General features: G+C 34.5%; 9 protein-coding genes and 3 pseudogenes. 3 read left to right on the top strand and 9 right to left on the bottom strand.

The annotated features are described in order from the left end of the window. A pseudogene (locus tag OZ002_RS13080) lies at positions 1 to 222 on the bottom strand (IS6 family transposase); the annotation flags it as partial. Positions 223 to 296: 74 nt separating this feature from the next. Here OZ002_RS13080 and OZ002_RS13075 point away from each other — a divergent pair. After that, positions 297 to 560 (top strand): annotated as a pseudogene (locus OZ002_RS13075) (IS30 family transposase); the annotation flags it as partial. Between the two features lie 145 nt (positions 561 to 705). Here OZ002_RS13075 and tnpB read toward each other — a convergent pair. The 4 genes from tnpB to narA all read right to left on the bottom strand — a co-directional run bounded on the left by tnpB (position 706) and on the right by narA (position 5107). Further along, positions 706 to 1854: an IS200/IS605 family element RNA-guided endonuclease TnpB gene (tnpB, locus tag OZ002_RS13070; RefSeq protein WP_002287525.1), complete on the bottom strand. Its 1149-nt coding sequence runs from the start codon at positions 1852 to 1854 to the stop codon at positions 706 to 708. Positions 1855 to 1870: 16 nt separating this feature from the next. Continuing rightward, positions 1871 to 2275 (bottom strand): IS200/IS605-like element ISEfa4 family transposase, encoded by a 405-nt coding sequence (gene tnpA / locus OZ002_RS13065; protein ID WP_325083473.1) that lies wholly within the window; start codon positions 2273 to 2275, stop codon positions 1871 to 1873. Positions 2276 to 2588: 313 nt separating this feature from the next. After that, the gene (narB, locus tag OZ002_RS13060) at positions 2589 to 4202 is read right to left on the bottom strand and encodes an ionophore ABC transporter permease subunit NarB (RefSeq protein ID WP_002333004.1); all 1614 of its coding nucleotides are present in this window, start codon (positions 4200 to 4202) and stop codon (positions 2589 to 2591) included. Positions 4203 to 4225: 23 nt separating this feature from the next. Continuing rightward, complete coding sequence (gene narA, locus OZ002_RS13055; RefSeq protein ID WP_002326774.1) at positions 4226 to 5107, bottom strand: ionophore ABC transporter ATP-binding subunit NarA; 882 nt, start codon at positions 5105 to 5107, stop codon at positions 4226 to 4228. 310 nt (positions 5108 to 5417) lie between these two features. Here narA and OZ002_RS13050 point away from each other — a divergent pair, with 310 nt between their 5' ends. Then, positions 5418 to 6014 (top strand): TetR/AcrR family transcriptional regulator, encoded by a 597-nt coding sequence (locus OZ002_RS13050; protein ID WP_002326773.1) that lies wholly within the window; start codon positions 5418 to 5420, stop codon positions 6012 to 6014. Between the two features lie 84 nt (positions 6015 to 6098). Here the strand turns inward: OZ002_RS13050 and OZ002_RS13045 are convergent. Beyond that, positions 6099 to 6578: pseudogene (locus OZ002_RS13045) on the bottom strand (DnaJ domain-containing protein). Positions 6579 to 6633: 55 nt separating this feature from the next. Then, positions 6634 to 7314, bottom strand: a complete 681-nt coding sequence (locus OZ002_RS13040) for an IS6-like element IS1216 family transposase (protein ID WP_002287920.1) — start codon at positions 7312 to 7314, stop codon at positions 6634 to 6636. Positions 7315 to 7441: 127 nt separating this feature from the next. On the opposite strand from OZ002_RS13040, the gene OZ002_RS13035 reads away from it, so the two are divergent. Continuing rightward, positions 7442 to 8389: a glycine/betaine ABC transporter substrate-binding protein gene (locus tag OZ002_RS13035; RefSeq protein ID WP_240186397.1), complete on the top strand. Its 948-nt coding sequence runs from the start codon at positions 7442 to 7444 to the stop codon at positions 8387 to 8389. A gap of 421 nt (positions 8390 to 8810) precedes the next feature. On the opposite strand, the gene OZ002_RS13030 is transcribed toward OZ002_RS13035, so the two are convergent. Together OZ002_RS13030 and OZ002_RS13025 are read right to left on the bottom strand one after the other, a co-directional pair. Next, entirely contained in the window at positions 8811 to 9410 is a 600-nt protein-coding gene (locus OZ002_RS13030) for a recombinase family protein (protein ID WP_010722003.1), read from the bottom strand. Positions 9411 to 10377: 967 nt separating this feature from the next. Continuing rightward, positions 10378 to 11540, bottom strand: a protein-coding gene (locus tag OZ002_RS13025) for an IS3 family transposase (RefSeq protein WP_086956687.1) whose coding sequence is annotated in 2 segments (ribosomal slippage) — positions 10378 to 11264 and positions 11264 to 11540 — 1164 coding nt in all. Because the reading frame shifts where the segments join, the coding sequence is not laid out codon by codon here. Positions 11541 to 11818 lie beyond the last annotated feature (278 nt).

Below are 11818 nucleotides of genomic sequence, written 5' to 3'. Positions count from 1 at the left end.
TTTCCATGAATAAAAGGATTTTTTATTTTTCTTTTTCCAAATTTGATAGAGTAGTTTGCCATATTCTTGCACCCAACGATAAATCGTCGTATGAGAAACGTTAATGCCACGATCATATAAGATTTCTTGAACTTCACGATAGCTAAGGTTATAACGAAGATAGTAGCCCACGGCTACAATAATCACATCCTGCTGAAATTGCTTTCCTTTAAAAGGATTCATCGTCATTCCTCCTGCTATCTTTTTCTATTATTCTACCTTATTTGATAGTAGATTTAAAACTTTGCAACAGAACCATCAATCTAATAAGAAATGTAGGAGAAGATAAATGTAAAACCGTTACACCCGATAGAGGAAAAGAATTCTCCCAACATAGTCGAATAACGCTAGAATTAAATGGCACTAAAGTGTATTTTCCAGATCCACATGCCCCATGGCAACGTTGTACAAACGAAAATACTAATGGTTTATTACGAGAATATTCACCCAAAGGTGAAGATATTTCAGGTATTTTCAATAGTCAAATTCAAGAATGGGCGAATAAAGTGAACTACTCACCACTTAGCTAAACCTGACGGTTCTTAACGCTTGAAGTGGGAGCTTCTTGGGAATAGAGCATACTTGATAGCGTATTTCTTTACTAACAGCGGTGTCTCTTATTTACCAAGCTATCCCCGTAGTTCCTACGGTTCTTGATGATTGGATCTAAGCCAATCCCATAGAATGTAGTCTTAGACCTTCGGTCAGAATATTGATACTAGCATTGATATCACGATCATGATGAGTATGACAAACAGGACAAGTCCATTCTCGAATTTCAAGAGATTTCTTGCCATCTTTATGTCCGCACTCTGAACAAATCTGACTAGACGGAAACCATTTATCTACTTTGATGATTTTTCGTCCATACCAGTCAGCCTTGTATTGTAATTTAGTCACAAACTTTGACCAAGAAACATCAGAAATACTTTTAGCTAATTTATGATTTCGCAACATACCTTTTGTGTTTAAGTCTTCAATACAGATAATATCGTGATTTTTGATCATTTCTGTACTCAACTTATTCAGAAAATCAGTACGTTGATTCATTACTTTTTCATGCAATCTAGCTACTTTGCGTTTTTGTTTTTGATAATTTTTAGCTTCAAATAGATTGGTACCTTTATTTTTAGCCAATAAAGCACGCCTAGACAATTTGCGTTGTTCACGCTTTAGTTTCTTTTCCATTTTGGACGTGAATTTATTATTATCAATTTTTTGTCCATCAGAAAGAATCGCAAAGTCCATAATACCTAAGTCAATACCAATTGTGGAATTAGTTTTAGGTAATTCGATAATTTCTTCTTTACACAACAAAGAAATATAGTATTTACCGCTAGAATGACGTGATATTGTAGCAGATTTGATAATCCCTTTTGGTTGTCTATGAAGCTTAATTCTTACTAATGACTTCAATTTAGGAACTTTGATGAATTTACTATCAATCAAAGCAACTGTACCATTTTGATTATTCGTTGTATAACTCTGAACAGGATTTTTCTTACTTTTGAAACGTGGAAATCCAACGGATTTATCCCGAAAAAAATTCTTGTATGCTTTATCTAAATTAAGTTGGGCATTGGCTAAAGCAAGGCTATCAATTTCTTTCAAAAACGGAAATTCTTTCTTGTATTTAGCTGGTGTCGGAAAAGTCATTTTTTTAGAAGAATCATTTTTAACTTCTTCATACGCCTTTTTTCGGTCATCAAGCATTAGATTGTAGACCTTACGGACACAACCAAAAGATTTGGCAAAGAAGATTTCTTGTTCCTCTGTTGGATAGATTCTGAATTTGTATGCTTTTAGTTGTTCCATAAAGTTCACCTACTTTCTATTTATGATTGTTTCCTTGATTTTGGATATACTTCTTAATCACATCAATTGGTGCGCCACCAGTTGTCAGAAGACAAAAGCTTTTAGACCAGAACATTTCTTTCCAAAGAAATTGTTTGACTCTTGGAAAGTCACGTTTTATCAATCTTGAGCTGGCACTTTTATAGGCATTGATGAATTTTGTCAATTCTGTTTTAGGTTGAGATTTGAACATAATATGAACGTGGTCTTTATCATGATTCCACTCCACTAAAGTAATGTGATACGATTCTGAAATTCTTTCAAAAGTAGTTTTGGCATAATCAGATATTTCATCATCAATCACTTGTCTACGATATTTCGTTACTAAAACAAGGTGGTAATAAAGAAGAAATACTGAATGATTATTTGTATCTAATTCCATGTTATATCAACTCATTTCTTGTATAGACTGATTGTAACATGGGACAAAATAAAAAGGCAATACGCCTTAGTTGTCGGTCTTCGAGTTACCAACGGTAACCCTCATACCGAACGGCATTCATCACCCACCTATAGAGGATGGGCGACTTCTGCCTAATTCTGTTAAACACGCGACCACGGAAATGTCTAAATTGGAAAACCCCTTATGAAGTATTTTTTAATGAATCGTTGCACTTAATTTGACAATTGAAGCCATAAAAAAACCGCTCAAATCGACTTTCGTAAATCTGAACGGTTTTTTAGAAATTCAATTTTTAAGCGCCTTCTACCATATCACGGCGTTTGTATCCTAAATAGCCGACAAATAAGAAGACGATACTGATAACAGTAATTACTGCAAAAATCGTTCCATCAAATTCTTCCATCGGTAAGCGTGGAATCCAACTTTGAATCGCCGTTTTTGAGAACCAATCCGGCAAATCTAAGATTCCGCCGAAATAATTCAAAGCAAAGGAATAGCCTAGATAAGCATAGATTACTTTTCCAAATTTTGGCAACCAGCCTAACGCTAAAGCAGCCAAACCAATATAAAATAAGATGGAAGGGAGAAAATTGTATCCAGCAGCTAAGAAATCGGTCAGATCCATAGTCGATTCATTTTTCATCGCAGAAATCGCCGTTCCACCTAATCCCGCTGATGCTAAGCCAATGCCTACGACTCCAGCAAAAATAGCTAAAAATATCGTTGTCCAATATAATTGGCCTCGCGTAATCTTCGTTACATACAGTTGACTCAGATGCAGTCTTGTTTCTTCTGCAAATAATTTATTGACCACCGCGATTGGCAAGATTGTGACTAATCCAATCATTACCATCATGATCGTTGCCGTAAAGGATTCTTCAATGGAAACGCCAGATTGAGTGAACATTTGTTTCATCAGTTCATTTCCGCCAAGAAAGACTTGCATGTCTCCATAAATGGAGCCATACGCAGCTCCCATAACCACAAATGCGATCAGCCAACCAATCATTACTCCTTTATTAATCTTGAAAAACAAACCAGGTACAGAAAGTAGTGATTTCTTCGCCGTCGCACGTCCTTCTCGTTCAGGAAGATAACCTGCGCCCATGTCGCGATGTTCTTCCAACACAAACGCAAGTACGGTAAAAACAAGACTAAAAATCAAAGCAAATAATAATGGTAGCCAGTTATTTTTTGTGAAAGGATAGGTCAAGTAAATCCATCCCATTGGATTGAACATTGATAGATCAAGATTAGACACATCTGTTCCAGCGCGCACGATATACAAAAGTCCTATAAGACTTAATGTCGAGCCGGTTGCTCCAGTAGAAGTCGCCATAATCTGCGACATCACAAGTGCCAATACACCACCGATAATTCCCGCCAATGCAATTGATCCTCCGAACAAGAAAGCTCCTTCGGCATCAATCGTTTTTACACCAAAACTCATCATGAGTCCGCCGATTAAAAGACCTAATAAAAGATTGATCAACAGCATCTCACTGATAACAGCTAATGAATTGGCTTGTCGTCCTACTCGAAATGAGCGAACCAATTCAGTCAAACCTAATTCTTCTTCTTTTCGCGTGTGGCTCACCACATGAAGTGCTGAGATAATCATTGCGAACAATCCGCAAAACAGCAACATCTCTTGAGCATACATCGCTCCTAAAGTATAATCCGTACCTATTTTGATTGGTGTAGGTCCAACCATCGAGATCATCGCTGGATTTTGCATCGTTTCAAACATCCCTAAAAGACCTTGTCCTTTAGCAATCTCTTCAAATGCTGGTACATATGCTCCTGAGAACAAACCCAAACCTAAAACCCAAACAATTATTTTTTTCCAATCGCGTTTCACGTATTGAATGAACAATACGTTCCAACGCGCAAATTTTTCATTCATTTTCTTTTCCTCCGTTCCGACAATCAGCCTTCGTAGTGACGCATGAATAAATCTTCGAGCGTTGGCGGTACAGATTCGATTTTTATCACACCTAATTTGGTTGCCTCGGTCAGAATCGTATTCATCGCTTCATTGTCAGCAGAAAAAGTTGCTTTGCCGTCTTTTTGAACAAAATCATGCACGCCAGAGAGCGTCGCAAGTTTCTCAATATCGCCTTTTGTCACCAATGTAACTGTTGAGCGAGTCAAATGACGCAATTCATCTAATGTACCTGTTTCAACTACTTCTCCACGTCGAATGATTGCTACTTTATCTGCTAATCGTTCAACTTCACTTAAAATATGTGAAGATAATAGAATCGCTTTGCCATCATTTTTGATTTTTTCTACTTCTTCTTGGAATACTGCTTCCATCAATGGATCTAGTCCTGAAGTCGGTTCATCTAAAATATACAGATCAGATTCAACTGAAAGTGCAGCAATCAAACCGACTTTTTGACGATTTCCTTTAGAGTAACCTTTGGCTTTTTTCTTTGGATCAAGTTCAAATCGTTTGATTAAATAATCACGCTTTGCTTTGCTCCCGCCGCCATGAAGTTTGATAAATAGATCAATGATCTCTCCACCAGTCAGGCTGCCCCAAAGAGCAACATCCCCAGGAACATACGAAATTCGTTTATGGATTTCTAGACTATCTTTCCAAACATCTTTTCCGAATATTTGGACATCTCCTTCGTCTCGGTTGATGATTCCTAGCAGTGTACGAATCGTCGTTGACTTTCCTGCTCCATTTGGTCCGATAAAACCAACAACTTCACCGGCGTTTACTGTGAATGAGACATCTTTCAACGCCTGGAATTTACCAAATTTTTTTTGCAAGCCTTGTACTTTTACAATTTCTGTCATGGTACATAACTCCCTTTTCTTTTGACATGATTTTATAACGAGCTTTCCAGTCTGAACAAAACGCACCTTTTTTATGAACCAATACAATACGTATCGTTCATAAAATACCCCTTTATACTTTGTTTCAAACCAAAGTTCTTTTACAGCTCCAATAATATTCTTTTTTATTTTAACAGTCAATAAAAATAATTTTAAATTTAAACCTATGATTCCATTGTTAGTTCGTATTATTTCCTATATAATATATACGAAGCTATTTTTGAACTATGATAAACAAAAAGTTCTTTTTTATAGAAAGTAGGTATTTTTAATGGATGGTTTTGAACGAAGAACAGAAGAAAAAAAGAAAAAAGTTTTACGAGCTGCTTTTGATCTGATGAATACAGATACGGGAATCGAGAATTTAACGATCGATGCCGTAGCCAAAAAGGCCAATGTAGGAAAAACTTCTATTTTTAAATATTTTGGCAGCAAAGAAAAGCTCATTCATGAAGTCTTTATCCGGTCAATGGATGAAATGGGGGAAAAAGCTAAAAAAATCATGGAGAAAAATGCATCATTTGAAGAAACTTTGATCGCCATGAGTCAAAATAAAATCGATTACCTCGAAAAAATCAATAAACAATTTTACCTAGATTTAATGAGCTATTACACTAAAAAAGAAGACAGCGGCTTTACCCGAATGATGGAAGCTTATACAAAGCAAAGTTTTGGCATTATGTTGGATTTATTCCATCGCGGGCGTAAAGAAGGAAAAGTCGATTTAAAATATTCAGATGAATTTTTGATGTTGTATTTTCAAGCCATGATCGAAGGCATCTCTAATCCGCAGATTTATGAGAAAATCCTGCCTTATACAGCGGAATGGACTGAGCTGTTGGTAAAAGGAATCGCTCCGAGACAATAGTTTTACGAACAACAAAAGAAGAAATACTCGCCGAATCCACAAAAAAATAAAATGTATGCATACAAATCAGAATCGATTCATCTGCTAGGTGTATTTGAGATACATATTCACAACTAAAATGTGATGCAATTGTCTCAGAGACAGCCGCTTCTCACAGATTGATCGTAGTCGGCTTCTTTTTTTGTAATCTTTAGGGGCTTTATACCAAGCATATTTTTTAGGTGAATATCGGAATTCTAGGGCTTTTATATCTTCTTTATATGGTTTTGTATTACCTGTTAGTCATATAAATGTTCCTACTACTTCGATTGCTACGCCGTCCATTTTTAGATTGAACAATTTATTAATAATATCCTTAAACTGTTCGGGTGTTTCTGTTGTTTCTTTGGTGTAAGTTTCACCGTCTTTATTCTTATGAGTGTTTTTAAGTTTGCTAAACAGTTCGTCATATTCATTGTTCAAAGTTTTCATTTCTTCTTCATTCCCTCCACAATCGGGGTGTAACTTCAAAGCTAACTTTTTGTAGGCTTTTTTCAATTCTTCCAATGTTTCAACGTTTTTAATGGGTTCTGTTGCAAAGTTTTAAATAAAGAATAAAATCCCTTACGGTATCTATGATTTAAGCTGGGATTCCCAATAATACCTTGATTTCAGTACAGACCGAAAACCCGAAGAGAGTGCCTTCTTTTCGGGTTTTCTTATATAATCCTCGAATGGCTTCCATGCCTTTAATCGTGGTAGAGGCAGTGCGTAAACTTCGATAGAATTTATTGCGTCTCTTTACTGGACGATGGTCTTGTTCAATCAAATTATTCAGGTATTTAATGGTACGATGTTCTGTCCCTTGATAAAAGCCGTATTCTTTTAGTTTCTTAAAGGCACTTGTAATAGAGGGGGCTTTATCTGTGACTACAACCTTCGGTTCATCAAACTGCTTCACTAACCGCTTAAGAAAAGCATAGGCTGCTTGTGTGTCCCGTTTTTTACGTAACCAAATATCCAAGGTTAAACCATCTGCACCGATGGCTCGATACAAATAATGCCATTTTCCTTTAATTTTGATGTACGTTTCATCCATTTTCCATGAATAAAAGGATTTTTTATTTTTCTTTTTCCAAATTTGATAGAGTAGTTTGCCATATTCTTGCACCCAACGATAAATCGTTGTATGAGAAACGTTAATGCCACGATCATATAAGATTTCTTGAACTTCACGATAGCTAAGGTTATAACGAAGATAGTAGCCCACGGCTACAATAATCACATCCTGCTGAAATTGCTTTCCTTTAAAATGATTCATCGTCATTCCTCCTGCTATCTTTTTCTATTATTCTACCTTATTTGATAGTAGATTTAAAACTTTGCAACAGAACCCCTTATATTATACGTATCTTGATGAATGTAAAAGAAATTTTTTAACAGATCTTTTGAAAAAAGAAAATGCTGATTTTGATATGCAAGAATATTCTATTACTAGTCTAACGTTTGAAAAAGAATACTATCAAAGTGACTTTGAAATAAAATGGTCAGAATTTAGGAAAAAGTACAACATGGATGGTAAAAAGGCCATGCATTTTGTTGAATATAAGAAATTAATTAATCCTGAAGCGAGAACCCCTGAGAATATTGGTTATTCAAATTTTCTAATTGATGGAGAATTTTCCGTTGAAAAATTGAAAGATTTTTTTAGAGAACTTAAGGCTATGTTAGATGAAGCAAAGTTTTTTATTGTTCATACAGATTTTATATGGGAGAAAAAGCAGTATTTAGTAAGAAGAAACAAAATAGATAAAATAGATAAAAGTTCTTTAAAAAAACTAAGTAGAAATGTTGCGCCTAGATTATTAAATGCAGTACCTTATGTGAGTATGAGAAAACATTTAGATTCATTGCTGTTATCTTTATTGAAGCAAGAAATTGTAGGGAAAGAGATTCCTAATGGGTTATATTTAGATGAAGAATTACCCAAAAAAATATACACCAAGTTAAGATTCGATGCTGACGGAAAAGAGTTTGATGCTCGTACAGATTTAAAAAGAGCATATAATCATACGATTACTGTTGGTAGTGATAATGTCAGAGAAAAACATGCGGTAGAAATATTAGATGAAATAAGATTTATTAGAAAAGAAGAAGTAGGCCATGATTTAATACCTAACCATTGTGGCTTGGAACTAGTTGACATGTTGTGTTCTATGATATCTGGAGAAACACGATTTGAAGAATATAAAAAAATGGGGTTAGTTTCTGATGAAAGTGATTTGAAATCTGGTGATTTTATCAATTTGAAGTTTCCAGATGAAGAAATTATAGATTTTAAGTCCATTTTAGATAAAAAATTACGTTATAAAACAATTAATTATTTAAACTATTGAAAGAAAGCAAAAAAAAACTCGCCAGATATCATCCGCGAGGCTCGATACAGCGAAATATCATTCCTGTATCTAAAATTATTATAGCAAACTAAAAAGAAAAATCAACCTTTAAATAAAAAAACTCGCCAGAGTACATCCGCGAGGCTCGATATAGCGAAATATCATTCCTATATCTAATAAGAGAATATCATATTTACTTTGATATTTCAAAGAATTGAATTTTCTTTTTTCTATAATCAGCTTTCCGATTTACCTTATATTCTTTATATTGTTTATTTGTGAAAATAGATTATTACTTACAAATATCACGAAAGCCAAACCTACTGCGTATAGGTTTGGTTTTTTTATTTGTTGTGACTCTAAATGTATGGGTTAGTGACAACTAATGTGATTACTAGCCCTGAATATCTAGAAGATAGATTCAGATTTCTTTTTTTATACGGTAGATTGTTTGTCTCGTAACATTGTACTCTTTGGAAATTTTTGAAATAGCAATCCCATTCTCAAGATCCTCAACGATGTTTTTATAAACAAGGCGACGTTGTGGATCTTTTGCGTCCGCACTATAGAGTTTAGGACGTCCTTTGTAAACACCATTAGCCTTAGCAATCTTAATCCCTTGTGCCTGGCGTCGTTTAGATTCTGTACGTTCCTGTTCGGCAATCATAGCCAAGATTTGAATGATTAAGTCTTTGATGAATTTATCCAGGAGAGGATTTCCAATTGCTTCAGCCATGATTGGTAAACTAGTGATGATTAGCTGCACATTTTTCTTTTTAAGGTAATTGACCGATTCAATAATCTCATCATAATTTCTTCCAAGTCGGTCGATGGCTTCCACGATAAAAATATCTTGTTCTCGGACAAATTCTAAAGCTTCCTGGAAAATTGGTCGATGAGTAATCGTTGCTCCAGATTGTTTCTCAATAAAAATTTTTTCTGCACCGAACTTTTTCATTTCTTCAATTTGCCGTTGTTCATTTTGATCGATCGATGAGACACGTATGTATGCAACTTTCAAAATGTTTACCTACTTTCTGCAACTTTTTAAAATACACCCTAATCATACATTAGAAAACCAGATTTTTCAATGTTATGCCAGTGTCTATTTAGGGTAAACTCAAATTGAACATTTAGTAAAGAGGCAGGATATGTGAAACAAGTAAAGAAAAAATATTTAATAAAATACTTAGAGAAACAATAAGACTATTTGTAGCGTTTCAAATACAAGAAGTAAAGTAATTTATTTTAAGTGTGGAAAATAGAGATATGATGCCAATTGAAACTAGGTAGTAATATAGTGTGATAAATTTCCACATAATTGTACATGCTGCTAAATAGTGTCTATACCAACAGATATAAGTAAAAGAATTGTGATGATTAATCTTAATGAATTGTTTTTGTGGATTTTGAACATATTTTCTATAGACTTGTTATTTTGCAAGGTTTTTGATACACTTTTTTGTATCATATTTCATCTTTTTTGTGTGTTATATGATTGAGTATTATCTAGCCATATTTCCATTTTTAGGACTGCTCGTTAGAGCAGTTTTTTTTTTATCTAACAAGTTTATCTAAAGATTACTTTTTTTCAAAATAAAGATACATAAATGAACAAAAATTTCAGATAACTTAATAAACAACTTTTGAAAGAAGTGAGTAATTCCACTCATATGGTTAATAGAAGTATAATTATATATTGTTCTAGCAAAGAAGAAATTTTGGGTATTAATTTAAGTTGAGTGAAAGAATTTATAGAGAATCTGGAAAATAGTACAGTATTTAGTGTTCATATGATGATTCTAAGGTCATTTAGAATCGATTAGCTCTATAGTGGAGCTAAAAATAGTAGAAAGTATTTGGAATGGCAACAGTTTTTTTGACAAATTTTATAAGGTGCAGAACTTCTTTCCGTATGCTATTCCGATTGTCCTTGACAATGAGCCTCCTCGGATGTGACGATGTTCGGCAGGAGCTAACAGTTAAAGTTAGACTGCCTCGCTAGCGTTAGCACATCCGAGCTCATTATCAAGGATTCGCTGCGCCAATCTCTGGTTACGGTAACCAACCGGTGTCTCGTAGCCAAGTGTACCGTGCAACCGAAGGTGGTTCCACCAATTGACATAGTCAAATAACTCCAAATCCAATTGTTGTAAGGTTTCAAATGTGTATTGATAGACAAATTCTACTTTCAACGACTTATAAGTTGATTCAGCTACGGCATTATCAAAAGGACAGCCTTTATGACTCAATGATCGATTGATGTCAAAAGTTGTTAATAATTCATCAATAGCTTGGTTATCAAACTCTTTTCCACGATCAGTATGAAAAATCTCAACCTCTGTCAGAGGTTGTTTGATACGGCTAAATGCTTTTTTTACTAGAACGGCATCTTTATGTTCTCCACAAGAATAGCCGAGAATTTCTCGATTGAACAGATCCAAAATGAAACAGACATAATTCCATTTTTTCCCGACTCGTACATAAGTCAAGTCTGTTACGATCGCTTCTAATGGGTTGTCTCTTAAGAATTTACGATTCAATACGTTTGTCGTTTTGGCTTCATTGCAAGTAGAATGATGTACTTTAAAATAAGCAACAGTATAGCTCGATTTTAATCCTCTATTTTTCATGATTCTACTAATTTTTCGTCGGCTGATCTGAATGCCTCGTTTTGATAAGGCTTTTTTTATTTTTCTTGAGCCGTAGGCCTTTCGGCTGCGGATAAATTCTTCAGCGACTACTTCTTCAAGTTCTGATTCGTCTTTCTTTGGTTTTGATTGATAATAATAGGACTGACGTGATAGACCTAATATTCTGCACATCGCTGATATAGGGTAAAGATGCTTATTCGCATCGATTACTTGTCTCTTCGTCCGAATATCAGCGCTGCTTGCTTTAAAATATCATTTTCCATTTCTAATTGCTGGTTTCTTTTACGTAGTTCTAACAATTCTTTTTGTTCAGGCGTAAGATTATCTTTTTCTTTGAATGAACCACTCGTTTTAGATTGCTTTACCCATTTGTCAAATGCTGAAGCCGTTAGTTCATATTCTCGAATGATTTCTACACGTGGCTTTCCAGCTAAGTAAAGATTGACGATTTGTTGCTTGAATTCTTGTGAAAAAGTTCTTCGTGTTCTCTTAGACATAAAAATTCCTCCTGGTATGTTTTCTTCTAGTCTACACACCTTAATTTTTCTGTCTAGTTAATTGTAGCCTATCCAATTAATAATTTTAAATATAGATATGATTTATAGTTCTTAACATTAAATTCCTGTGTATATTAATTCCTCAATATATAGGGAGCGTCAATAATTTTGTGTAAATAAATTGTCCTCCTGCAAAATAATTAGTTACTCAGTAAACATTGAAACTAATGTATCGGTTACCTGTTGAAAACCTTTATGGCTTCTGTTTAGAAATTTTT

The sequence above is a fragment of the Enterococcus sp. E4-150 genome, from assembly GCF_035726465.1.
GTDB lineage: Bacteria > Bacillota > Bacilli > Lactobacillales > Enterococcaceae > Enterococcus_B > Enterococcus_B faecium.
This window is presented reverse-complemented; position numbering and strand designations above follow the sequence as displayed.